The 25432-nt window shown below is 37.7% G+C and carries 20 protein-coding genes, 1 tRNA gene and 1 other RNA gene; 5 read left to right on the top strand and 17 right to left on the bottom strand.

Annotated features, from left to right (window positions below):
- Positions 1 to 139 precede the first annotated feature (139 nt).
- The 7 genes from JOD18_RS20435 to tadA all read right to left on the bottom strand — a co-directional run bounded on the left by JOD18_RS20435 (position 140) and on the right by tadA (position 9986).
- Entirely contained in the window at positions 140 to 1663 is a 1524-nt protein-coding gene (locus JOD18_RS20435) for an extracellular solute-binding protein (protein ID WP_204670978.1), read from the bottom strand.
- A gap of 31 nt (positions 1664 to 1694) precedes the next feature.
- Positions 1695 to 3695, bottom strand: a complete 2001-nt coding sequence (locus JOD18_RS20430) for a family 10 glycosylhydrolase (protein WP_204670977.1) — start codon at positions 3693 to 3695, stop codon at positions 1695 to 1697.
- Between the two features lie 304 nt (positions 3696 to 3999).
- Positions 4000 to 5520 (bottom strand): response regulator, encoded by a 1521-nt coding sequence (locus JOD18_RS20425; RefSeq protein ID WP_204670976.1) that lies wholly within the window; start codon positions 5518 to 5520, stop codon positions 4000 to 4002.
- The gene (locus JOD18_RS20420) at positions 5521 to 7254 is read right to left on the bottom strand and encodes a sensor histidine kinase (RefSeq protein WP_204670975.1); all 1734 of its coding nucleotides are present in this window, start codon (positions 7252 to 7254) and stop codon (positions 5521 to 5523) included.
- Positions 7255 to 8467: 1213 nt separating this feature from the next.
- Positions 8468 to 8596, bottom strand: a complete 129-nt coding sequence (locus JOD18_RS24450) for a GntR family transcriptional regulator (protein ID WP_338029585.1) — start codon at positions 8594 to 8596, stop codon at positions 8468 to 8470.
- A 219-nt stretch (positions 8597 to 8815) separates the two neighbouring features.
- Positions 8816 to 9082: signal recognition particle sRNA large type (gene ffs / locus JOD18_RS20410), an RNA gene on the bottom strand.
- A gap of 424 nt (positions 9083 to 9506) precedes the next feature.
- Complete coding sequence (gene tadA / locus JOD18_RS20405; protein ID WP_204670974.1) at positions 9507 to 9986, bottom strand: tRNA adenosine(34) deaminase TadA; 480 nt, start codon at positions 9984 to 9986, stop codon at positions 9507 to 9509.
- 134 nt (positions 9987 to 10120) lie between these two features.
- On the opposite strand from tadA, the gene JOD18_RS20400 reads away from it, so the two are divergent.
- Positions 10121 to 10639, top strand: a complete 519-nt coding sequence (locus JOD18_RS20400) for a cysteine hydrolase family protein (RefSeq protein ID WP_204670973.1) — start codon at positions 10121 to 10123, stop codon at positions 10637 to 10639.
- A 79-nt stretch (positions 10640 to 10718) separates the two neighbouring features.
- Entirely contained in the window at positions 10719 to 12008 is a 1290-nt protein-coding gene (locus JOD18_RS20395; protein WP_204670972.1) for a LysM peptidoglycan-binding domain-containing protein, read from the top strand.
- Between the two features lie 196 nt (positions 12009 to 12204).
- Here JOD18_RS20395 and JOD18_RS20390 read toward each other — a convergent pair whose 3' ends face one another.
- Complete coding sequence (locus JOD18_RS20390; RefSeq protein WP_204670971.1) at positions 12205 to 12648, bottom strand: RrF2 family transcriptional regulator; 444 nt, start codon at positions 12646 to 12648, stop codon at positions 12205 to 12207.
- Between the two features lie 164 nt (positions 12649 to 12812).
- On the opposite strand from JOD18_RS20390, the gene hmpA reads away from it, so the two are divergent.
- A complete protein-coding gene (gene hmpA / locus JOD18_RS20385) occupies positions 12813 to 14030 on the top strand; it encodes an NO-inducible flavohemoprotein (protein ID WP_420827815.1) in 1218 nt (405 codons plus the stop codon).
- 99 nt (positions 14031 to 14129) lie between these two features.
- On the opposite strand, the gene acsA is transcribed toward hmpA, so the two are convergent.
- The 9 genes from acsA to JOD18_RS20340 all read right to left on the bottom strand — a co-directional run bounded on the left by acsA (position 14130) and on the right by JOD18_RS20340 (position 23459).
- Positions 14130 to 15839 carry an acetate--CoA ligase gene (acsA, locus tag JOD18_RS20380; protein ID WP_204670969.1) on the bottom strand — a complete coding sequence of 570 codons (1710 nt, stop codon included), beginning with the start codon at positions 15837 to 15839 and terminating at the stop codon, positions 14130 to 14132.
- Between the two features lie 1039 nt (positions 15840 to 16878).
- Positions 16879 to 16952 (bottom strand) — tRNA-Arg (locus JOD18_RS20375).
- Between the two features lie 77 nt (positions 16953 to 17029).
- Positions 17030 to 17851 (bottom strand): pyrroline-5-carboxylate reductase, encoded by an 822-nt coding sequence (proC, locus tag JOD18_RS20370; RefSeq protein WP_204670968.1) that lies wholly within the window; start codon positions 17849 to 17851, stop codon positions 17030 to 17032.
- 93 nt (positions 17852 to 17944) lie between these two features.
- A complete protein-coding gene (locus tag JOD18_RS20365) occupies positions 17945 to 18316 on the bottom strand; it encodes a MazG nucleotide pyrophosphohydrolase domain-containing protein (protein ID WP_204670967.1) in 372 nt (123 codons plus the stop codon).
- A gap of 196 nt (positions 18317 to 18512) precedes the next feature.
- Positions 18513 to 19877, bottom strand: coding sequence for a magnesium transporter (mgtE, locus tag JOD18_RS20360; RefSeq protein WP_204670966.1), 1365 nt, complete (start codon positions 19875 to 19877; stop codon positions 18513 to 18515).
- Positions 19878 to 20008: 131 nt separating this feature from the next.
- On the bottom strand, positions 20009 to 20881 hold the full coding sequence (locus tag JOD18_RS20355; protein WP_204670965.1) for a metal ABC transporter permease: 873 nt from the start codon (positions 20879 to 20881) through the stop codon (positions 20009 to 20011).
- Complete coding sequence (locus JOD18_RS20350; RefSeq protein WP_204670964.1) at positions 20878 to 21780, bottom strand: metal ABC transporter permease; 903 nt, start codon at positions 21778 to 21780, stop codon at positions 20878 to 20880. The genes JOD18_RS20355 and JOD18_RS20350 overlap by 4 nt, the downstream gene beginning before the upstream one ends.
- Complete coding sequence (locus JOD18_RS20345) at positions 21758 to 22519, bottom strand: metal ABC transporter ATP-binding protein (protein WP_420827814.1); 762 nt, start codon at positions 22517 to 22519, stop codon at positions 21758 to 21760. The genes JOD18_RS20350 and JOD18_RS20345 overlap by 23 nt, the downstream gene beginning before the upstream one ends.
- Positions 22512 to 23459 (bottom strand): metal ABC transporter solute-binding protein, Zn/Mn family, encoded by a 948-nt coding sequence (locus tag JOD18_RS20340; protein ID WP_204670962.1) that lies wholly within the window; start codon positions 23457 to 23459, stop codon positions 22512 to 22514. Before JOD18_RS20340 ends, JOD18_RS20345 begins: the two co-directional genes overlap by 8 nt.
- A 299-nt stretch (positions 23460 to 23758) precedes the next feature.
- Here JOD18_RS20340 and JOD18_RS20335 point away from each other — a divergent pair, with 299 nt between their 5' ends.
- Positions 23759 to 24634: an ATP-binding cassette domain-containing protein gene (locus JOD18_RS20335; RefSeq protein WP_204670961.1), complete on the top strand. Its 876-nt coding sequence runs from the start codon at positions 23759 to 23761 to the stop codon at positions 24632 to 24634.
- Entirely contained in the window at positions 24631 to 25341 is a 711-nt protein-coding gene (locus tag JOD18_RS20330; protein WP_204670960.1) for a hypothetical protein, read from the top strand. The genes JOD18_RS20335 and JOD18_RS20330 overlap by 4 nt, the downstream gene beginning before the upstream one ends.
- The last annotated feature ends 91 nt before the right edge of the window (positions 25342 to 25432 follow it).

The following is a 25432-nucleotide window of genomic DNA, read 5'->3' as shown; positions in this document are numbered from 1 at the left end:
TTATTATCTAGTCAGGTTATTTATTTAAAATGAGGCAGTGGTATTTATAGTTGGTGAATCTAGATTAACTATTTACTTTTTCTTACTCTAACCCTCGCTTAGAAATACCACTGCGATTACCTACAGTAAATAAGAGAAATTAATCTAATATCAGTTCTCTATCTTTATGAGGTTCATATGATTCTGCAAATTCTAAAAAGGCTTGTTTAATCTGTTCGTCATTCCTCAGTTCTTCCACATAAGATCTAAAATCCTCGATTGATATTTCGCCAACAATTGCTTGAGTTACTTTACTATCAAATTCACTTTGGTAATTAGGCCAAACATCCACCCATGTTGAAGAATGTAACCAATTGAAGGGATTCTGCTTTCCAAGCTCCTCATATCCAGCCACTTCTTCTTCCTTTGCTTCATTTTCTTCTTTAGATGCACCTGGGTAATGAACTTTCCCCCATTTCACATAACCTGGAGTAAATGGCTGTAATGCAGTTGTATCAACCTGCTCTCTACCTAGCTCAGTTAATACTTTCATGTCATTTTCTATCTCGTGATGTACACCTTCTATTCCATAATAGGCAAAGTCAGTCATCTCTTCACTTGCTGTTTGTTCAAAATACTGAAGAATTCTTCTGACTTTATCCTCAGGTACTTTTTTAGATATATAATATGCTCCACTTGACCCTGTAGCTAATTGAGCTGTATAGCCAGCCGGTCCTTCTAAAGGTGGGAGGGTCATTAATTCCCCTTCTGGTTGCACTTTTTGTATATCTTCCGTCCAAGAAAAATCTCTGTAAATACTATAGGTATAACTTGCTAGCCTACCAGAACGAAGCATGTCTTGTTGCTGAAATCCATTTAACCCTGAAAACTCTGTTGCAATAAGCCCTTCTTCATAAAGTCCGTTCAACCATTCAATCAAATCAATATACTGTGGCGTTAAGATATCTTTTATCATCCCGCCTTCTTCATTATAGGTAGGTGTTGTTGCACCGAATGCCATCAATAATGAACTAGTAACTCCTTCTGCAACACCTATTGTTCCCTGGCCACTAGGATCATTTTCGACAATAATAGAAAGTGCCTCTTTATAATCTTCTAAAGTTTCAGGAATTGGAATATCATACTCCTCCAACCAATCTTTTCTGAACTTTATACCTGAATCAATTAATGATCGTGATCTAGGAATACCCCAAATTTGTTCATTTTCTGTAACAAAATCCCAGATGCCTGGTGTTACATTGTTTGCCAAATTTGGAAACTCTGAAAAATCCCCCAAGAAAGGCGCTAAATCCCAAAATGCCCCTTGCTCTATGGATTGCAATAATGTGGGCTTTGTAAAATCTAATTGCCAAATAACTTCTGGGATATCACCTGACGCTAGCACTAGATCAAACCTCGTATTATATTCAGCATCTGGCACCCATATCATATCTAACTCTGTATCGGTCTTCTCTTGAAGCTCTGAGAAAAACTCGTTATCCATATCAGGCACTTCGGAAAATAACCCTGTCATAATCTCTATATTTAGAGTTTCTTCACTACTCTCCACATTTGATTCGTCCTCTTGAACATCAGAGCTACTTCCTGTATTTTGATTAGAACAGCCAACTAGAATCATATATGACAAACAAATCATAAATCCGCATAAGAGCAATTTTCTCATAAGCAAATTCCTCCCCATATTAATGATAAAATCAAATTTGCAAAACTAATGCTTCGTATTTTTCTATTTTATTAACTTTTAACTTGAGCCTATCTTTCTGTATTTCAAACGGAATTGTATTGTTTTTAACTAAACTATAAATATTTTTTATTGCGCAATCATTTATACTTACGTTCACTTCCCTTATTTCATTGGCAGCATGATAGGTGGTTCCATTAAACCCAGAAAGATTTAAAAATTGTAGTAAATAATTCTTATTGTCATACTTGTTTAAGAATATCTCTACACTTTCAGGTGCATCTGTTGTCAATACAACATGGTCCTGAAGGAGATTATCAATAAGATCTGTCATAATATTTTTGTGATCTTCAAATCCATGTTTGTAATATAGGCAACCTATTTTCCATGGTATATAAACGCTTTCACTTTCTTCTAGCGTATGTCTACCCATTCCAAAATCATTACTTTTACGATGTCCTCCAACTCTCTCAGGGGGGCCAAAACGGGCTGTTTCTATATGCGGCAATAATCTTGTGACACTCGATTGGAACTTTATCCTAGTGAATTCTTCATCAATAAAAATCCAATCTCGGTTTTTAAAGCTTGAAAATACGCTTTTATTCTTCACTTCAAAATAATCGGAACGAGAATTTTGTTTAATACCTTTAAAACTGCCACCAAATACATTAGATAGCTTATTACGATTAAATGAATTCCCTGTAAAGGATTGACCAGTAGCAATCATAGAAACACCTGATTTTAAGGAGGATTCCATTATATTCCATTCATTTTCTTTCAATTGTTTTATATTTGGAAAGATAACTGCTTTATATTCATTTAGAGAACGGACAGGGGTTTTCATGTTCTCTTGTAATAAAACATCAAATATAACGTGCTGCTCCTTTAACATTTTATAAATACCCAAATACTCCATTACAGAATCTCTTCCCGCGCTTTGTTCAGGCTTAATCAATAATACATCAGCAACTGAGCTGAAGTTGCCAAAGTACCTTTCATTCTTTTGGTGAAAGTGGAAGATATCTTTTACCACCGAGAAATTATCACGATCAGGATAGCCTTCAAAGTCACCTATTATACAAAAATCCAGTCCTGAGCCACTCGCTATACTCTCATATAGTCTAATTTCAATTTCATGTTTTGAAACCCCAACAAATCTATAGAAGATATCAACTGCATTAATAACACAATTACTAATTAATTTATCTTGCCAGGAATCTTCTATTGATTGTACGTTTTCCGATGCTGAATACAACCACTTAGGATAAGGTCTATCTATTGCTGTGTTGGATTCCTTACGAACAATATCCACTTTTTGGTCATGATAAGTTGAAATTGCAATATTTTTATTTTTTGCTTTAACTAATGTATGAATGCGATCTAGCATTTCATTTGTCGTGATATCTTTAAAAGCAATATAATCTTGATACACTGGATCATCAGGGTTTTCTTCAGTTGGTAACATTTGATTAAACATTTCTTTAAACCTTGTTTTACAGTTATTACAATGACAAATTCCATAATAATTATTACTATAATCTCTTGTCTGATAGCCAAACATATTAAAGAAGATTCCATCTACATCATATAGATCAATAACTTCCTCAATTATTTTTAACGCATACTCCTTCTGGTAAAAACCATTTACACAAGTGTGAATCATCTCATTATAATTTACGATCTCTTTATCCTTTGAAAGATAAAACCACTCCGGCTTCTTCGCATAAATGCTTTCATGAGCTTTGCTAAAATCAAATCGAGCTATGAATTTAATATGATTGGCGTGACATTTTTGAATAACTTCTTTAATTAGATCCTTCTCTAGATATGGTGAAGAATACTGATATTCTAATTTAGTCGGATAAAAAGCCTCTATTCCACCTGTATTTAACATAAGCGTATTTGCTGAAAATTCTTTTAGTTGTTGAATTAATTGATCAACATCTAAATTGGCATTTGTTTCACTTATATTATTTTGAATCAATCTTAGGTGGTTTTCTGTCCACCACGTCATGTCCTCACCCCCAAAAATTAGTCATTTCATGTGTTTCTAATTAAATTTAACCTCTCCTCCTCTAGCTTAAGTAAACTTCGTTATTAGAATACCATCACTATTCTACATTTGTAAGCGCTAACTTTTTTAGGTTTGTTCTGTTTTTTTTGGATTTTTCAGAAGTAGGTAGAATGTTTATTCGTAAACCTTTGTTCACTCTATTATGTTTTCCATCTGTTTTTGGTTTAATCGATGAAGTTGATACTATTTCGTTCCTCAGCGTTATGTACCCCAATCCATGTAGGTGTAAAAAAATAAACAACACTTAATAAATTGTGTTGTTTGACTGTTTTCTATATTGACCTGGTGTTAATCCTGTATTTTTCTTAAATAACTCACTAAAATATCTATGATTGATATAGCCTACTTCTTCGCTAACTTTGTGAATACTATTTCCTTGCTTTAACATTTCTTTTGCTTTTTCAATCCTTATATTGGTTACATATTTAATAAAAGTCGTTCCAACCTCCTCTTTAAATAGAATACTAAAATAAGACGGATTCATTTTAACCATTGAGGCTATCGATTCAAGAGAAATATCATTAGGAAAATTTTGTTCTATAAATGCACAAGCTTGTTGGACAGATATATGTCTTTGTTTATTCCTTAATTTCCTCATCCAGTTTAGCATGTCATTAAAACGGTTTCGAAGCCATTCCTCAATGTCATCTAATGAGTTTAGTTTTTCAATATCTTTATGTGGAATAAAACCATTTCCTATCGGGTATTTTACGCCTGTTTCCTGTACAACCTCTAATCCTAAATAAATTAATCTAAGACATTCTTGTTTAATAACGTCTGGTGATAAGTTATTTTGTTGTATGTCTACTAAGAATCTTTGTAATAGTTTTAGCATCTTTTCACTATCAGCTGATCTGATACTAAATATAATATTCTGTTCCAATGTAGTTAAGGTCTCTGGTAGTCTGTGATTAAAATTTAGTTCCTCAAACCCAATAATACCGACATCTCTAATAAATTTCCCCATTCTAAGTGCATCAAGGGCTTCCAAGTACGACTTCCTTAGATTTTTAGGTTCCCTATAAATTGTTCCTACACCAATTAATATACTTAATTCCGTTAAGTTCTCTATTATGTTGGATATTCGATTTGGATGACTAGTCTGAACCCATAGAATTATTCGATGGTTTCCATTCTTTATAAGAAACACCTTCATATCAGGATATGATTTCGAAACTGTCATTAACTCAACAACATCCTCATAAGATGACTGATTTGAATAAAAGACACCAACTCTCACTCCGCTAATTAATTCTTTATTAATCCCAAGAAGCTCATTCCACTGTTCTTGAACAAAATCACCTTGATTTAGGATATCAAGTACTTTTTTCTCTACGATCAAACTTTGAGAATCATTCCATTTCTGTTTTAAGTGCTGAAACTCATAAGTTGCTTGGATTTTTTTGAACATCTTGTCCAAGCTCTTCTCGATTCTTTCCACAGTTATCGGTTTTTCCAAATAATCCACCACATCAAACTGGATCGCTTTCTTATAATACTCTATCTCATTGAAACCACTCATTATGACGCATTGGGTAGTTGGAGCCATTCTATTTATTTCCTCTATTAGTTCTAAACCATCTAGACCAGGCATTCTTATATCTGTAAAGATAATCTCAGGTTTTTGCTCCTTTACTATCTCTAAAGCGTCAATACCATTTGCAGCTGTCCCCACTAAAGTTAATCCCCACCGTTCCCAATCTATAATTGTTTGGACTCCATCCAAAACAATTTCCTCGTCATCAAAAATCACTACTTTTGTCATCTAATCTACCTCCAACTTTAATGGAATTCTCAATTTTACAGTGGTTCCTACATTACGTTCGCTTTTCACCTCAACCGAGCTCTTCTCTCCATATAATAAATCTAAACGCTCCCGAACATTTTTAATTCCATACCCGCTATTTAAGAAATTAATATCTTCCACCCCTACTCCATTATCTTTAATTACAAAAATCATACAGTTATTCTCCAAATATCCTGTTAATTTAACATAACCTTCCCCCACCTTCGTTTCCAAACCATGATAATAAGAATTCTCTACGAAAGGTTGAAGTACTAATTTAAGTATTAATTTATCCTTCAGTTCCGGTTGAACACATTCAATATATTCAAACCGTTTTCCATATCTAATTGATTGAATCGAACAGTAGTGCTGTATATGTTCTAATTCTTCTTGAACCCTAAGAAATTCTTTTCCTTTATTTAAGCTCAATTTAAAACTTTCAGATAAGGAAATAGATATTTTTGCAATATCATTTTCATTATTTTTACGTGCCATCCAATAAATAGTCGATAGAGTATTATATAAAAAATGTGGTTTTATTTGTGCTTGTAACGCCCTTAATTCTGATTCTTTTTCTTTTAATCTGGATTCCATTAAATTTTCACGCAAATCCAAATTATTTTTAACAAGTACATTGATTTGATTTCCGATTTTCCCAACTTCATCATCATCAAATACTTCTTCAAAATTTGAAGCTGGATTTCCAGTATTAGCAACCATTTTCTTCAATTTTAGTAAAGGATATAAAATAGATCCTGAAAGATATATAGATACTAATACCGCAGTAGTTCCCATTATTCCCACAATTGTAAAGGTAATCAAACCAATTTTATTTGAATCTTTCAACAGATGGCTTTGTTTAATGAGATGGATGTAAGACCAGCCGGTTGTTGGATTTGTATAATAACTACTAACATAACCATTATTTTGAAATGACTCCATATCAATGCCCTCTCCATCTTTCCAATCAATACTAGTAAGTCCATCATGTTGGTTATTAACATATATAGGTGATGTTGCACCATCATCACTAGAATCTACTATCATAAAGGTATTATCTCTATAGTTTACTGATATAGCATCAAACATTTCTTTATTTAAATTTATAACGAGTACGCCTAACTCATCTTGATATAAATTGTTTGGATTTCTTAAAAATTTCACAGAGGAGAAACTATCATTACTTCCATTTAAAATATTATACCCAAGAAAAATTTCTTTCCCTTCAGCTAGTTTTGCCTGTTTATACCAATTTTTTGTTTTTATCTCCTGTACGTTATTAAAAAAATATGTTCCTCTTCTAGATATACCATAACAATATGAATTATCTTCAATATCAAATAAACAGACGGATTCAATATATTTGGTGTTTAAGTAATATTTTGAAAGAATATCATGGAGAATAATTGCAGTTTTATAATATTCAGCAGATTCATTGGATGCTAGTAACAATTCATTTCTAATCTCTTCATTGGATAGGATTAACCTGTGTAGGTTAATCACATTTTCATATGTAAGTTCAGACATTTCACTCGAAATTCTTAATAAATCTTCATAATTTTGAACATGATTATCTACTATTGTTTGTTTAGAAATAAGATAAGAAATCGCCCCTAGCACAATCATAGAAGGTATAGCCAGGGAAATCATTGCAACCCAAAAACGTGTCCTTAACCTTTTTATTCTTGGCTTGATAAAAAATTTTCTATTCAATGTGACGTCCTCCTTTCAGTCTGTTTTAATTAATATACGCCCATTAAGGAAGCGTTTACAAAAATTGTATTATAGCATTATTATAAATAATACTTTATATTTATCAAACATTTCTTCTAAACATTTCTTCTTATTAAAAGTATTTTGTAACAAAGTATGTAAAATCAATACAAGAACACACGGATAACGATAGGCAAATGGCATACAATAATCGATTTTTCTCAAACAGTTGATTAAAAAGTCAGATACAAAGGACACATCTTAGTGGAACTTCCACTAAAACCGCCGCTGCCCTTGGACTACGGTTATTCGTCTCACCGAAAACCTTTGTGTGCAACTAGAAGTCACCAACTTCTGTGAAAGTCCGTTACTCAAAGCCGCGCTATCTCTGGTAAGTCTCTCAAACAGTGTAGAATCAAACCGGAGCGGAGGCCGACCGTTTCTCCTGTTTGAAAAGTGAAGTGCCGGGGGGAAGATGAGCAATGATAAATGCAATTTTACATCAACTATTACTTATATTTAAGTGCGTGTTCAAAACCAGTATGTCCTGACAGATACCACTATCCATTAACTAAGTGCAAGCAATAAGTCAGCGTTTACGTATAAAATATTCGGAAAATAATTGTTTTTAATTCTGAAAAGCATGATGAATGAGTTGTATTTTTTAGGTCTCCCCAGAGACATTCTTCTTATTGGCTTAGTACCCCCAATAAACACCAGGACATAACTAAATAGGGAGAATGAGAATTCTAATAATCATAATTTTCTGACGCAGCGTAGACAAAATACGTATCCTCTTGTGGAACAACACGGGCTGAGGATCCACTTTGAAAAGTTAGCAGAACCGTGCCCACATATAGGAAACACTGCGAAAGTTTACTGAAGCAATGTTGACTGGTGCCCTATGAGTAAAAGCGAAGTATATTGCCGGAGCGGTGACCGTACATTCTAGAAAGCCGTAAACTGCATTAGGTAAATAAATCCAAAGTGTATTAGTAAGAAAATTCAAAGAAAATATTAGAGTAGCTCCTTTTAAGTTAAAAATAGCACTAATAACACCTAGAATACTTATCAAAACAGGGTAAGAGTACTTACTTCATAAATGTATTCCCAAAGATTATTTTCCAATCTAGAGAAAGTAAAGGAAAAAAATGCAAAATCACAAGCAAACAATTGATAAAGCAGTAAAAAAATTCTTATTTTATCATCACATTTAGACAATCCTTTGCTCTTCAAGCTTTGTTAATGCATTTCTGACTGTCATTCTAGGCACTCTGTATTTTTCTGAAAGTTCATTTTCCGACGACAGCTTAACTCCAGCTCTTAATGTTTCTGAAACAATTTGTTACATTATATTATCTATGATTTGCACATCTGATGTAATGGAAACCGCCTCCTTCCAAGCGATTGATTTTTCGCTCGAAACTAACATGCATGCTGATTTTGAAGACACAACCTTATACTATAACATGTTCATAAAATTGATTTTCTCCTGATACATAAAAACAGGACATCCCATTTTAGACGGATGTCCTGTTATGTACTAGTGTTATATGTAACGCCGTGCGCCAAGCTTCGATGGCGTTACCCTATGCGTTACGTAAGTTCATAGCTAGACCCAGGCTTCCCCACGGCACACAGAAAGATTCGCTTAATGCTGCTTCCTTCCGGACCTGACATGGTTCACGAGTTCCTGTTGCGCAGGACCCGAGCGTCAACACTACTCCGTTACGGCAGACCATAAAATAACGACACCTCAGCAAGGCAACTCAGTCTCGCTCTAGCGGATTGCGAGTACAGGGCACCGCTACCTCCCCACCTAGCACGGCAAGTTTTTAGATGCATACAGAAATGCGCTAATTAAGAAGCGCAATAACTAGTATACCCTGTTTTACGCAAAAATGCAATCCATACCATCAAAAAGCTACTATCATGCCGGCTCAGTATCCCTTGATCCATATACAAAACAGCCCGTTTTCTCCACAGTTACTCTTGCCATACAGGTACATGGTTTTCAGCGCCTATATTCGGATTGTTTTGCAGTGGACCGATCGGATTAACTAGCTCCATTTCTCTTCGGATACTACCTTCATCCAATTGCATTGCGGTGGTTCGACACCTTCCAGTGTGTAATCAAGGCCGAGATTCTCCAGCTTGTGACAAGGTAATTCCTCCATTTTTTTCCTCATTATTTAAGGTAGCGATAAAGTCAGCTAACCGTTGTAAATAGACCACTAAAATATCATTCTATACTATTCCTGTATATTGGACTCTGCCTTTTTCTTTTCTCTCAACCTTTTAAAAAAGTCGGTCAGTAGCTGACTGCATGCTTCCGCCTCTACACCTGGCACCACTTCTGCCTGGTGATTAAAACGATCATCCTCTAATAGATTCAGCAGGGAACCGGCACAGCCTGCCTTTGGATCCTTTGCTCCGTATACAATCCGCGGGATTCTTGCCTGCAGAATGGCACCAGCACACATCGGACACGGCTCAAGTGTAACATATAATGTACAATCTTCTAACCGCCAGCTGCCAAGCACTTGGTTTGCCTTATCAATCGCTAAGAGTTCTGCATGTGAGTTAGTCGTCTGCAGCTTTTCGCGCAGGTTAAAAGCCGTCGCGATCACTTCCTCCTGATGAACAATAACCGCTCCAATCGGAACCTCACCCAATACGGCAGCTTTATTCGCCTCTTCCAATGCCAGTAACATATATTCTTGATCAGTCATAAGAATCCTCCTTCGTACACATTCCTTAGTCCTATAGTGCCGAAAAAAAACCAAGAGTGCAAGTAATCGATGCATGTTTTCTGCTAAGATAGGGTATCTTGCAGATAAGAGAATAACCTCTAGGGAGTGTCTATATGAAGAAGGCCTTATTAGTAATTGATTTAATCAATGATTTTAATTTTCACGAAGGGGAACAATTACTGGAAAATACCAAACAAATCTTACCTAACATTCAAGAAATAAAGAACTATGCCAAAGCCAATCAGTATCCAATTATTTATATCAATGATCACTATGAGACATGGGAAACGGACTATAAGAAAATTGCCGAGACATGCAGAACAGCGAAAAATGCGGAAGTAATTGAGCTTGGACTACCGGCAGAGGAAGATTATTTTATTATGAAACCTCAAATGTCCGGATTCTTCCGTACCCCTTTGCGTTCGCTATTGGAGCATTTAGGCATAGAACATCTTATTCTCACCGGAATAGCAGGCAATATCTGTGTATTGTTTACTGCCAATGATGCGCATATGCGAGGCTATACCCTCCATATTCCGGAAAACTGTGTTGCTTCTAATACAGATCAACATAATCAAGAGGCATTAAAATTAATGGCAGAGGTATTTAAAGCTAATATCAGCCCGATTTGATCCTAGTTCTATTTCTCCTTTTTTATCATACATATAAGTGATAGGAATATCTTTTTCGATAAGAAGGGAGAACAGCTTTGTGCAAATTTATGTCGTGAAACAAGGAGATAGTTTATATCAAATTGCCAATCAATTTGGTATTTCAAGTGAGGCGATCGCAACCGCTAATGAAATTAATCCTGAACAGTCCTTAGTAGTAGGTCAAGCCCTTGTGATTCCAACCTATGGCCGTTTCTATACGGTTCAGCCAGGAGACAGTTTGTATACGATCGGCCAGCGTTTCCAGATCTCCGTAGCAGAACTTGCCAGCATCAATCAAATTAATGTTTATCAGCCACTTTCAATCGGTATGACCTTATATATCCCGGAACAGGCTAAAACAGACATTGTTGCAAATGCTTATATTGAACCGACTGGAAATACCGTCTCTCCTGCATTGGAAAGTGCCGCCAGAAAACATGCTGAAAAACTTACGTATCTAGCCCCTTCCTTCTATCGTGTAGATCGGGAAGGCAACCTGACTGCCCCGCCGCTCAATGACTTTCCAGCGATTGCCCGAGAAAATGGGGTTACGTTGATGATGCCTATTACCAACTTGGAAGAGGGAGCCTTCAGTGCAGATTTAGGACAGATTATCTTAACCAATGAAACAGTGCAGAATAGGCTGTTAGATCAGATTATTGCCACTGCAAAGGAAGTTGGCTTTGGCGATATTCACTTTGATTTTGAGTTCCTGCCTCCAGAGAATCGAGAAGATTACAACCGCTTTTTAGAAAAAGCAACCGAGCGGCTTCATCAAGAAGGATTACAAGTTTCTACTGCTTTAGCACCAAAGACCAGTGCCACCCAAGAGGGAATGTGGTATGAAGCTCATGACTATAAAGCACACGGGGAAATTGTCGACTTCGTTGTGTTAATGACCTATGAGTGGGGATACAGCGGCGGCCCGCCAATGGCGGTTTCTCCTATTGGCCCAGTCCGTGATGTTGTTAATTATGCCTTAAGTGAAATGCCTGCCAACAAAATTCTTTTAGGTCAGAATTTATATGGGTACGACTGGACACTTCCATATGAGCCAGGCGGAGAATACGCCCGAGCCATCAGTCCGCAGCGGGCCATCCAGATTGCCAGAGATTATCAGCAAGCTATCCTGTTCGATGAGAGGGCAATGGCACCTTACTTTTTCTATACGGACGAAGACGGCAATCGGCATGAGGTATGGTTTGAGGATGCTCGTTCGATTGAAGCAAAATTTGACTTAATTAAGGAAAAACAGCTATTAGGGATCAGCTATTGGAAGTTAGGACTGTCCTTCCCGCAGAATTGGTTACTGTTAACCGATCAATTCTATGTCCAAAAACTTCGGTAGCCGGCATATATAAATATATCTTGAAGGCAGCGGATTTTGTAAATAGAAAAAGTATCTCTTTTTAAAAAAACGGATTGCTCAGGAAGTGTTGACTTCTGATGAAGGTGATCTTAGTAGCGGTTCCACTACCAGCTCCAACCATTCGCTACACTATTTTTATGAAACTTTTTCAGCAAAAAAATGGAGCGGCTCTTTTTTAGGGCTGCTCTATTTCTATTCCCATCAATGTTTGCAATTCCTCTTTGTTTGCCAACAAGTCAGACAAAGTATATTGATGTAATACGTCAAAAAAGGCGTGCATAGCTTTTCCTAGTAAGCCGCGCAGTTTACATGCTGGCGTAATTACACATTGATTCTCCCCTTCATTAAAGCATTCCACTAGGTAAAAGTCATTCTCCATCAACCGGACTACATCACCAATATTAATATCTTCTGGCTTTTTTGCCAGTCTGATACCGCCATTCCTTCCTCTTGTCGTTTGAATATAATCATTCACACTTAACTGATGAACGACCTTCCGGATATGTTCTGTCGATATAAAAAAGGTTTCAGAAATTTCCTTGATGCTGACCTTCTTATCACTAGAACCTGTATATATAAGTACCCTTAACGCGTAGTCTGTATATTTTTTCAATCGCATAAGTAAACTCCCCCCTCTTCCATTCTACCGAAAAATCATTAGGATCGCTATGCTTAACAAAATTGTCATATTTATCTAGAAAATGCTATTGAATCAAATTTTTTCTTCTCCTATAATTAAAGATGTATAATAAATACATGTTTAAAAGTATAGGAGTGTTACTTTTGACAACGACAAACCTTGATCAAAAAACAATTGAAACTATTAAAGCTACCGTACCAGTACTAGCAGAACGTGGTAAAGAAATTACAGCTCATTTCTATCAACAATTATTTATTACTCATCCTTCGTTGAAAAACATCTTTAATCAATCTAATCAACGTAAAGGAGAACAGCCGCAAGCATTAGCTAATGCCGTATATGCAGCAGCGGCGAATATTGATCAGCTGGAGACCATTTTACCAGTTGTCCAGCAAATTGCCCATAAACACCGCAGTCTCCATATTAAACCTGAGCACTATCCGATTGTTGGCGAGAATTTATTAAAAGCCATGAAACATGTCTTACAAGAAGCAGCTACAGATGAAATTATCGAGGCTTGGGCAAAAGCATACAATGTAATTGCAGACGTATTTATTCAAGTAGAAAAAGAAATGTATGAGGAAATAGAACAGAAACCAGGCGGCTGGGTAGGCTATCGTTCCTTTTTTGTTGCCAAAAAGGTAAAAGAAAGTGATGTGATTACTTCTTTCTATTTAAAACCGAATGATGAAGGGTTACTGCCAGACTATGAACCTGGACAATATATCACAGTTAAAGTAAATATTCCAGGTGTCCCTTATACCTGTCAGCGTCAGTACAGTTTATCATGCAAGCCAAATCCTGATTATTTTCGCATCAGTGTCAAACGGGAAGAAGGAACAGTAGGAAATCCAGACGGTGTTGTATCACATTTCTTGCATGAGACGATTCAGGAAGACGATATCCTTGAATTAAGTGCACCTGCAGGAGACTTTGTATTAGATAACGAAGAGCGGCCGCTTGTATTAATCAGCGGTGGTGTCGGCCTAACACCGTTAATCTGTATGTTAGAAGCGGCCGTCACAGAACAGCCGCAGCGGGAGATTTATTATATTCATGCTGCAAAAAATGAACGGGTACATGCCTTACAGCAAAGGATAAACGAAATTACAGATCAGTATAAACAAGTAAAGGCATTCACTATTTATGAACAGCCAGAACAAGCCAATAACTGTGACAAAACAGGCTTTATTGATCTGGATTTTATTCAATCCGTTGTACCGCATAAAGAGGCATCCTTCTATTTCTGCGGCCCTACACCCTTTATGCAAACCGTTAGCCAAGCATTAAGCAACTGGGGAATTAATCCGGCGCATATTTATTACGAATTCTTTGGTCCAAAAGGAAGCTTAGGGGCATAAATTCATCGTCTGCGCTGCTTTAAAAAGTAGCGGACATTAGCTTTATCGTAAAAACAGCAAGAAACCTTCTGCTCATGACAGAAGGTTTCTTTCCTATATTTATTCTTCTAATGTAGAGGTATCGCCTGTCGGCAGTCCCAACTCCCATGATTTCAGCAAACGGCGCATAATTTTACCGCTTCGTGTTTTTGGAATACTATCCTTAATCTCAATTTCACGTGGAGCCGCATGAGCACTTAGACCGGTCTTTACAAATTGGCGGATATCGTCCAGTAATTCATCTGACGCTTCATATCCCGGATTTAAGGTAACGAACGCCTTAATAATTTCACCGCGCTCCGGATCTGGCTTACCAATAACCCCTGCCTCAGCAACAGCTTCATGTTCAATTAGTTTACTCTCTACCTCAAACGGTCCTACACGTTCACCTGACGTATTAATTACATCATCTAAACGGCCTTGGAACCAGAAATAGCCATCTTCATCCATATAGGCACTATCTCCTGAAACATACCAATCTTTAATAAAATAGCTCTCAAATTTACCTGGGTTCTTCCATACTGCCCGCATCATCGATGGCCAGCCTTTTCTAATTGCCAAGTTCCCCATCTGATTCGGCGGCAATATATTACCCTCATTATCAACAATGGCGGCTTCTACACCTGGAACTGGTTTCCCCATCGAACCAGGACGGATTTCCATACACGGAAGATTCACAATTAATTGTCCGCCAGTCTCGGTCATCCACCATGTGTCATGGATACGCAGATCCAGCACCCGAAGTGCCCAAGTAATAACCTCTGGATTGAGCGGTTCACCTACACTCAGGACATGACGTAAATGCGAAAAATCATATTGTTTCACTAAATCCTCACCAGCACTAACGAACATACGCAAAGCGGTCGGTGCTGTATACCAAATCGTTACTTTATATTTTTCTAATGTTTCATACCATGACTCTGGTGTAAAACGTCCGCCTCTCACCACATTGGTTACACCATTAAGCCAAGGCGCAAAGATACCATAACTAGTCCCTGTAACCCAACCTGGATCAGCTGTACACCAGTAAATATCATCGTCCTTTAAATCAAGCACCCATTTACCGGTAGCATAATGCTGAATCATCGCATGGTGAACATGATAAACCCCTTTTGGCTTACCGGTAGAACCAGATGTATAGTGGATTAACATCCCATCTTCCAAGTCCACCCACTCGATATCAAAGGATTCTGAGGCTGTCTCCATTTCTTTATGGTAATCGATATAGTCTTCCTCTACATCGTCACCGATTAATACAACATTTTTTAAGTTTGGCAATTCATCTACAGGAACCCGGTGTAATAGTTCAGGCGTGGTGATCAACATAGATGCCTCACTGTCTTCTAAGCGGTCACGAACCGCTTGCTCCATAAATGCCTCAAATAAAGGGCCGGCAATCGCCCCTACCTTCAATATTCCAAAAAAGGAGGCATAGAATTCAGGTGATCTCGGCATAAATAAGAAAACTCGGTCTCCTTTTTCCACACCATATTTCTTCCATATATTTGCTGTTTGATTACTTAGTTTGCTTAATTGCTCAAATGTCAGGGTTTCTTCTCTGTCTGGTGCAGAATATATTAAGGCCGCTTGATCCTTCTTCTCAGGATTTTCTGCATGACGATCAATAGCTTCATAAGCCATATTGACCTTACCGGTTTCACTCCAGCTAAATTCTTTTTTAATCTCTTCCCAATCGAAACTTTCTCTTAATGCTTCAAGGTCAGCGACATTATGGTTACCTGATCTTGAAGGTACCTTTGTCATATCCATCTAAATCACCTCTCCAATAATGTTAACGCATACATAAATTAATCAATAAATGAATGTAAACTCTTACAAATACATTGTAACGCAATCAAATGAGAAAGCAAGAATTTCCGCTAGAAAAAATTACAACAAAAAGGAAAAATCCCCGCGAATCATTGGTATAGAGGTGTGGATCGGTTGTAAAAATTTTTTGATAAACATAAAACTCCCTTTTTCAGGGCTAACACTCTACATAGCTAAAATTGGAACAAAATTCCTTTTGTGTTTATCTTGCTCTCACAGCTGTAGATGCCGGAAATAACTGAATTTAAAACGACATGCTCATTCTGGAATAAGGCTGCGAGTTTACCTATCTTACTATCTCTCGTACTAGGAATGGTATGACTAGAAAAACCCTTCCGATAAATGGTAATATGGAAGCGCTAAATATAAACAAAGAGGATGTAAATAATTAAGAAATGCAGCGTATACCAAATCATAAGCATAATAGGCTTAGGTATTTTTTTCTTTTTTGTTGAAAAGATAGGACATGACTTTTTTTCTTCACTTGTATCCTCTCAGCAAGGAAACGAAATGCAACTAAGTATTGCATTATTTATATTGGTGATTTTAGGATTTAATTACCTTATGCTTTTTTTCAAATCAAGAAACATCAAGACTTTTTTAAAAATAAATTTTGGAAAAAGGCACCGTTTATTTTTATAGCGGCAGAACTATTTCTTATGATTCTTTTTATTTTATTTGGGGTTACTGGAGGTCTTTTTGTTTCGATCGAAGAGCAAAGATGGTTAATTTCTCTTTTCGCGGCCCTGTTCATATCGGGATTTTATTTAATAGTGGTTTCGCTTCTATCCAGATATAACCATTCAGCAGAATCTATTACAAGAATTGGGTTTTATGTTACATTAATTTTTTTAATGATCAGCATTTTTTTGATTTGATGTGTTCAGAAGGGCAGATTTCTGATATAGGCAGCATGGGTTTCTTTTTCAATATGGACCAAAAAAACGCCTATCCGTTGCAGGACAAGCGTTTTACCTAGCGACCTCGAGAGGATTCGAACCTCCGACACCTTCTTTAGGAGAGAAGTGCTCTATCCTACTGAGCTACGAGGTCATGGAGAAAAGAAATATTGCTCGCCTCATCTATGATAATAAAAAATAGGCCATTTTGCAATATTTCTCTTCTAATCTTTAGTCTTCAAACATCTCCCGCATTTCCTTCGATCGCTCAGCTGTACGATCTAAACAGGCGATCACCGCTTGCTTGAACTGATGATCGGCTAACGTATTTAAGCCGGCCTCTGTCGTGCCGCCTGGACTGGTGATTTTTTTCCGTAAGACGGCTGGTGAATCAGTAGAGACTGCCAGCATTTCGGATACACCCTTAATAGTCTGATTAATTAATGGTTTGGCTACTTCTGGATCAAGTCCTTTATCCTTCACAAATGCTTCGATCGCTTCCACCATATAATAATAAAAGGCTGGTCCGCTGCCTGCAATAGCCGTAAAGGCATCCATATCTGCCTCATTGATCCTAGTCGTTGTCCCAATCGATTGCATTAACTGCTCCACTAATACTGTCTGTTCAGCCGTCACATGCTGTCCAACAGCAATCGTAGTAGCAGACTCCCCGATCATTGCAGAGGTATTAGGCATCACACGGATAACTGGATTATCCAATGGTAGCTGCTGCTCAATAAAGGCTGTAGAAATACCAGCCAATAACGACACAACCACATGATCTTCTGTCAGCCAATCCTTGATCTCAGCCAGTGATTCCTTGATATGTTTCGGCTTCATCGCTAGAATGATCACATCACTCTGTGTCAATAATGCTTGTTTTGATGTAGTGGTTTGAATCCCATATCTTTGCTGTAATTCCTCGAGCCGCTCCCGATTTGATTGGTTCGTTGCAAAGATTTGTTTTGCTGGAATAACTGCCTTGGCCGTCATTCCGGAAATAATCGCCTCTGCCATCGACCCTGCCCCTAGAAATCCTACTATTGTTTTCATCACGACACATCCTTTGTTTGTTGCTGTATTGTTATTATAATTTATGACAGACATACTTTCCATACTGAGTATGTATACAGATTTACCACCTGGTCAAGCATATTTGTTATGCTTCCTTTGTTTGACTTCCGCCATTTTTTTATAAAAACTATCCTCTAAATCAATTTCAAAATAATTCACAAACTTAAGCATATAAGCCAGACAATCGGCAAATTCTTTACTGATATCTTCCTTCACCTCTTGTTTGGCCCATGTGAATGCCTCTTCTGGATCTGCACCAGCTTCGATCTTCTTATGGGCAATTGTAAACGCCTTACGCAACTCCTCTGCCACTTCTGCTACCTCAGTTGTTAATAACATATAATTTTGTAAAAGTGAAGCTTTTGACTGCTCATACGTCTCATTAGAAATCTCCCAATTCATCTCCTGATGGTACTGCTTAGCAAATTGTTGTAACTCTTTCAAAGCTTACTCCCTCGCTCTCGTTTTATCCAAAGTTAGTTATTATTATCCTATCATTCTTGCTATAATAAAGCGAGACTGCCATCAGTGTGGATCTTACCTACAATGAAAGACCTTTATCCTGACATCAGCAAAATCAAACAAAGCCCCCTTCCATAAAGTAATGAGGCTTTGTTTGAATAGAATGATCCGCAGCTGTCTAAATAAGAAAACGCATAAAGGCTGTTGCTAAACCAAAATAAATAAAAACGGAAATTAAGTCATTCAACGTAGTAATAAACGGTCCAGAGGCAACAGCTGGATCAATCTTTAAGCGGTGCATAATTAACGGAATAACCGCACCAGATATGGTGGCTACCAATAAGGTTGCCATAATAGAAATACCTACCAGAACGCCCAAGAAAAAATCACTATATAAGAAAGCGATCAGCAAGGTAATGATGCCGCCACAAGATACACCTGTAATCATACCAGTCTTCGTTTCCTGCCAAATAACAGACGCCTTGCCTCTTTTGTCCATTTCACCAGTTGAAATACTTCTTACTGCAACTGCTAATGCTTGTGTACCTGTATTACCAGCCATCCCAGCAATCAATGGAATAAACACAGCCAGAATCGCTACTTGTTCTAATGTTGCTTCAAAACGACCAATTACACTAGCCGTTACCATACCAAGAAATAATAAAATAATCAGCCATGGCAGACGCTTCTTAGCAGACGAAAAGGCCGTATCGCCACTGCTGTCTACATCTGAAATACCAGCCAGTTTGGAATAATCCTCACTTGCCTCTTCCTCCATAACATCCATAATATCATCAACCGTAATAATCCCCAGCAAATGATTCTGAAAATCAACAACAGGCAAAGCAAGGAAATCATAGTCACGCATCATTTGGGCAATATCTTCTTGATCTTCCCCAACTGGTACGGAAACAACCCGGTCACTCATAACATCTTGGATTTTCAGGTTTCCTTCTGCAATAATCAAGTCTCTTAATGAAATAACCCCAACTAGCTTCTCATTGGAATCAACGACATAAATATAATAGATCGTCTCTGCATCAGGTGCTTCTTTCCTTAAATGACGCATGGCTTCTTTTACCGTCATTTGTGTATGGATAACCACATATTCCGTGGTCATAATACTTCCAGCTGTTTTCTCTTCAAAATGCAAAAGCTTCTTTATTTCATCCGCCTCTTCTTGATCCATCATCGTTAAAAAGCTGGCTAGTTTGTTGTTGTCTAAATCATTCAGTATATCTACTGCATCGTCAATCGCCATATGTTCTAACACCTTGGCAGCAAAAGCCGGCACCATTTCTGTAATAAAAGTGGTTTCCAAATCCCGGTCTACATTTTCCATTACCTCTGCCACTTCCTCCGGAGATAAATAGGAATATATTAAAAAACGAATATCTTCTTGCTGTTCTTCAAAAATCTTTGCTTGATCATATGGATGCAAAGCTAAAAACTCAGCCCGAAATTGGCTAATCTGTTCCTCCATTAATGCCTCTTGAATCTTGTTCCACATTTCCATTCTTTCTTGTTTCTCTAAATGTTCCATCGATTCCTCCCCCATTTCTTGTTGATTTTATGGTGACATGAAAAAAAGCCTCAACTATCTTAGATACCACCTATTCTATTTACCATAAAAGGTACCCAAACTCTTTCATCAGTTTGGGTACCTCAATTTTTCTATATCAATTGTTTTGGTTTCACCCATCTTGAAAGTAAGCCATGCGTGGGCGATGAAAGAAAACTAACAATAAAGATCAGTCCTGTTGTTAGTGCCATCGCACCAGAAATAGATGTATCTAACCAGGCAGCAATACCATAACCAATAAAGGCCGACAGCACGCCAAAGCCTCCGCTCAATATCAACATCAACATTAATCGATCAGTCCATAGATAAGCCGTAGCTGCCGGTGTAATTAACATCGCTACTACCAAGATAGCTCCTACTGCATCGAATGACGCAACGGTAGTGATAGACACCAATGTCATAAATAAATAATGAAGCAATAGAACAGGCAGCCCCAAACTTGCCGCCAATACTGGATCAAATGATGTGATTTTCCATTCTTTATAAAAGACGATAATAAAGAACACAACGATAAGCAGTACCACCATTAGTAATAAGGTTGCCTTAGGTATATCCCCTAACCCCGGTACATAGGTAGTTGTAAATGGTATAAAGGTTATCTCTCCCATCAATGCATGCTGTACATCTAAATGTACATTACCTACCGAAGTAGAAATCAAGATAACCCCAATCGCAAACAAGGTCGTAAACACAATACCTAAGGAGGCATCATGCCGCACTTTCATCGAATGTAGAGACTGAACAAGGAAAGCCGTTAATAAGCCGGCCAATATACCGCCAATCAACATAGACATTCCTGTTATTTGCTGAGACACCATATAAGCAACGACAATGCCTAATAATACCGTATGACTAATGGCATCGGCCATCATTGCCTGTTTACGCAGAATCAAAAAGACCCCCATTAAACCACAAGAAAGACCGACTAAGGCAGCCGTTACAATAATCCAAGCTGTAAATGTCATGACACTTCCTTCTTTCTAACCGTAAATTGTTTTTGTTGCGATTTAAACTGAAGGACGTGAATAATAAGACCCTTTTCTTTACCAAACAGCAGGGCTATTAAAAAGAGTCCCGCAGAAACAATCACAATAAACGGACCTGTTGGCAGTCCGCTTCCAGTTGCACTGATCCATGTACCTAGCGCACCTGCCATTCCTCCAAATATGCCGGACAGCCAAATCATACTCTTAAACGAATGAGTCCAATAGCGAGAACTAACTGCTGGAATAATCAGCATAGCTGCCATGAGAATTACACCAACTGCTTGAATACCAATCACAATTGTAATGACTAATATAATCGTATATAAGGTATTCATTCCTTTGATGGAACGTCCCAAACCTTGAGCAAATCCAGCATCAAACAAATACAGCTTCCACTCTTTGAATATAACAGCAATAAGAAAAATAACAAAACCAGCTAAGACAATCATGGTGATTACGTCCGACCTTACCATGGCAGCAGCCTGCCCATAAATAAAATTGTTTAAACCACTTTGATTACCTCCTGCCGATCGGTTCGCAATCGACAGCAGCATAACGCCGAAGCCATAAAACACCGATAACACAATCCCCATTGCTGTATCCTCGGTAATACGGCTGGATGTGGTGACCCATTGAATCAATAACGCTCCAACTAAGGAAGTAGCTGCAGCACCAATCACTAATATCAGCAGATTTTTTTCTCCGATAATTAAAAAGGCGATCACTACTCCAGGTAATGCTGCATGTGACAAGGCATCACTCATCAGATTTTGCCGCTTCCAATAGGCTAAGCAGCCGACCACACCAGCAGCAATGCCTAGTATGGTAGTGCTAAGCATAACCCAAATGGTATTACTATGAAGTAGTATGGACCACATTTTTATCTCCCTCTCTCAGCCAAGACATATTACCGCCATACGTTTTTATGATATTTGAATCAGTAAATGTCTCCTCTACTGTACCGTGGGCATATACCGTGTGATTTAAAAATAACACATGATCAAAATATTCTGGTACAGTCTGCAGGTCATGGTGAACTACCATGACTGTTTTGCCTTGTTTTTTTAGTTCTTCTAAGATAGCCATAATCGCTTTCTCTGTGGAGGCATCCACCCCAGCAAGCGGCTCATCCATAAAGTAAAGATCAGCTTCTTGTACCAAAGCCCGGGCGAGAAACACTCGTTGCTGCTGTCCACCGGATAATTGGCTGATCTGTCGGTTAGCATATGCAGACATTCCCATTTTTTCAAGGGCTTCAAAAGCTTTCTGTTTATCTTTTTTCATAGGAATACGGAAAAAACCAATTTTGCCGTACAACCCCATGGTAACGACATCTAAGGCATTGGTTGGAAAGTCCCAATCAACGGAACCTCGTTGCGGGACATAACCAATTTGTTTTTTTGCCTTTTCAAACGATTTTCCAAAAAAACTAACCTTGCCAGTTAAGGTTGGATGTAAGGCTAACATCGTTTTGATTAAAGTAGATTTACCAGCACCATTAGGACCAACGATACTTGTTAACGTACCTGCCTTCACTTCAAAATTGATATCTGTTAATACTGTATTTTTTTGATAGGCAGCTGATAAATGTTCCACTTGAATAATGGAGTTACTCACTATCATTTCCCCCTCCTGTTAATGCATCATGGATGGTGTTTACATTGTATTTATACATTCCAATATAAGTACCTTCTTCCGTGCCTTCTTCACCCATAGCATCGGAATACAATTCTCCACCGATTGATACATCTGCACCGTTATTTTTGGTACCTTCCACCACGGCATTAATGGTGTCTTGATTGACACTGCTTTCTACAAAAATAGCAGGTACTTGATACTCTTCAATTAAAGCAATCGTATCATTGATATCAGAAACACCCGCTTCTGATTCGGTACTCAATCCTTGCAATCCAACTACTTCCATATTGTGTGAATTGCCGAAATATCCAAATGCATCGTGAGCTGTTACTAGTACTCTTTGTTCTTTAGGGATCTCTTGCAGAAGCTCTGCTTCCTCTCTTAGTTCTTCTAGCTGCACAGAATATTTTTCCATATTGGCGTCAAAATCATCTGCATATTCTGGGGCATATTCCTTTAATTTTGCTACAGCTGCTTCTAATCCCTGCTCCCATAAATCAATATCAAACCAAATATGCGGATCTGTTGCTCCTTCTTCATCTTCCAATAATTGATCTTTCGAAAGAGCATCTCCTAATGCCAGCACAGGTTTTTCTGAGGCAATCGATTCAAGCATTTCTTCCATCTGTGCCTCTAAGTATAACCCATTATAAAAGACGACATCTGCCTCATTTACTTTATTAATATCACTATTCGTTGGGTTATATAAATGAGGATCAACGGATGGCCCCATTAGAGTTTCCACTTTCACATGCTCGCCGCCGATAACAGATAATGGCTCACCAATTTGCGCAATCGTTGCTAATACATGAATGGGTTCTTCTGATCCTGCTTCGGATGATTTATTTGATGAACCACAAGCTGCTAAAAATAATACAAACATAGCGAAAAAAACACTTATTTTTTTCCAATTATTCATATGACCCTCTCCTTTTCCATTAGGAAACTTTTTGTCTGTCTACTAATTTACACGCTAAATTTCCCTTTGTCAATAATGTTTCCTTAAGGAAATAATTTATTTTATTTATATGTTGATATCATGGGCTTTATGCTGATTTATTTTTTTAGAAAAAGGCTGCTTTGCCTTAATGAGATACGTTTTTACACAAATTTCTCTAACATTCACTTGACAATTAATTGTCACACTGTTATGGTTATACACATAAGTATATAACCATATAACAGTAATACCTAATTTCCAAAAAGGAGGGAATATATATGGGTTATTCTGTAGAAGTAAAAGATGTAACCTTAAGTTATAAACAGTTTAAAGCAATTGATCAATTGAGTTTCCGTCTAACAGCAAACAAGATTCATGGCCTGTTAGGAAGGAATGGGGCAGGAAAGACAACCTTATTAACGGTGTTAGCTTCCTTTCGCCCAGCAAAACAAGGGACCGTCTTAATTGATGGCGAAGATCCCTTTGAAAACGAGCGCATTATGGAAGGTACAGCCTTTATTTATGACCAAGATCATACCTACAATTACGACAAAGTCGATACACTGTTAAAAGAAATGCGTTATTTTCGACCGAATTATGATGTAGAATATGCCCACAGTCTGGCAAAAAAGTTCAAGATTCCGTTAGATAAAGGCCTCGATCAATTATCAAAAGGAAAGCAATCAGCCTTTCAAGCCACCATTGGTTTAGCAAGCCGCGCTCCGCTTACAATCTTTGATGAGGCCTATCTAGGGATGGACGCACCGACAAGAGAGCTGTTCTACCAAGAGATATTAGCAGAACAGGAACGATATCCACGAACCATCATCTTTTCTACCCATTTGGTGTCAGAGATGGATTATCTGTTTGATGAGATATTGATTATCAATGAGGGAAAACTACTGCTGCAGGACAGTAATGAGCGAGTAATGGAAAAAGGCGTCTCTATTACTGGAGCACAAGCTGATGTCGAGTCCTTTACCGATACCCTTGAGGTAATTAACAGCCACAGCTTAGGCGGAACGAAATCAGTGATGGTTTATGGTGCTTTAACCGAGCAACAACAACGAGAGGCGCAAGAATTGGGATTAGAAATAGGAAGATTATCTCTTCATGACTTGTTTGTACATGTAACGAAGGAGGAAGAATCATGAATCAGACTATAACAAGATCCAAGAAGTTAGGCTGGGGATTATTAAGTGAACAGTTAAAATGGGCGGCATGGTTTTTAGTAATTATGTTTATCATTTTGATTGGACTTACTTTTATTGCAGGAATTCAATTAGAAGATTTTTTGATTAGTAATAATGCTTCGGCTATCTTTATGCTAATTGTCGGAATCCTGTACACATATGGATTCCTTGATTATTATGTTAAATTCGGAATAACTCGAAAGAATTTCTTTAAGGCAGCCCTTTTCGCCTCTGTCCTATTGTCGATCGTCTTGGCCTTTTTCTTTGTCCTAATGGTCCTTTTATTAGAAGGTGTGTTTTCATTAATAGGCATTCCGATCCCTTGGACAGAGGGAATCAGTGAAAATGGCATTCTATCGGCGCTGACTAGCTTCAGCACCTTCACGATCACTCATTTCGCTTATTTTTTGATTGGCTGGCTAATAGGTCTTGGCTTTTATCGTTTTCTCTGGAAAATTGGCTTACTGTTTGTTGCGGCCAGTGTTGTATTAGTCAGTCTGTTGGAACTATTACACGGCAGCTTATTTAGCACGGCTCCGATCTCACTTTTTCCGGACGCTTGGATGATTACAGGTTTTCCTGCTTATCTTATCACAGCACTGCTTTTTCTTGCCTTAATTACTGTCAATTATCGATTAGTAAAGGATGTAACGATTCGACTACATTAAACAAGGAGTGTTTCACGTGAAAAAATTGCTGCGCGATTTTGTTTATTGCAGCGATTCTAATCCTAGTTCTCGTCATTACTTTATTTAGTTT

The organism is Gracilibacillus alcaliphilus, from assembly GCF_016909015.1.
Classification (GTDB): domain Bacteria; phylum Bacillota; class Bacilli; order Bacillales; family Amphibacillaceae; genus Gracilibacillus; species Gracilibacillus alcaliphilus.
The sequence above is the reverse complement of the archived record's forward strand: the minus strand, read 5'-3'. Positions and strand labels throughout refer to the sequence as shown.

Coding starts and splice junctions, on each gene's coding strand:
- tadA (WP_204670974.1), bottom strand. CDS start 9,986: ATGACTGATCAAGAATATATGTTACTGGCATTGGAAGAGGCGAATAAA.
- JOD18_RS20330 (WP_204670960.1), top strand. CDS start 24,631: ATGAATCAGACTATAACAAGATCCAAGAAGTTAGGCTGGGGATTATTA.
- JOD18_RS20435 (WP_204670978.1), bottom strand. CDS start 1,663: ATGAGAAAATTGCTCTTATGCGGATTTATGATTTGTTTGTCATATATG.
- JOD18_RS20355 (WP_204670965.1), bottom strand. CDS start 20,881: ATGACATTTACAGCTTGGATTATTGTAACGGCTGCCTTAGTCGGTCTT.
- JOD18_RS20335 (WP_204670961.1), top strand. CDS start 23,759: ATGGGTTATTCTGTAGAAGTAAAAGATGTAACCTTAAGTTATAAACAG.
- JOD18_RS20340 (WP_204670962.1), bottom strand. CDS start 23,459: ATGAATAATTGGAAAAAAATAAGTGTTTTTTTCGCTATGTTTGTATTA.
- mgtE (WP_204670966.1), bottom strand. CDS start 19,877: ATGGAACATTTAGAGAAACAAGAAAGAATGGAAATGTGGAACAAGATT.
- JOD18_RS20350 (WP_204670964.1), bottom strand. CDS start 21,780: ATGTGGTCCATACTACTTCATAGTAATACCATTTGGGTTATGCTTAGC.
- acsA (WP_204670969.1), bottom strand. CDS start 15,839: ATGGATATGACAAAGGTACCTTCAAGATCAGGTAACCATAATGTCGCT.
- JOD18_RS20425 (WP_204670976.1), bottom strand. CDS start 5,520: ATGACAAAAGTAGTGATTTTTGATGACGAGGAAATTGTTTTGGATGGA.
- JOD18_RS20400 (WP_204670973.1), top strand. CDS start 10,121: ATGAAGAAGGCCTTATTAGTAATTGATTTAATCAATGATTTTAATTTT.
- proC (WP_204670968.1), bottom strand. CDS start 17,851: ATGAAAACAATAGTAGGATTTCTAGGGGCAGGGTCGATGGCAGAGGCG.
- JOD18_RS20390 (WP_204670971.1), bottom strand. CDS start 12,648: ATGCGATTGAAAAAATATACAGACTACGCGTTAAGGGTACTTATATAT.
- JOD18_RS20430 (WP_204670977.1), bottom strand. CDS start 3,695: ATGACGTGGTGGACAGAAAACCACCTAAGATTGATTCAAAATAATATA.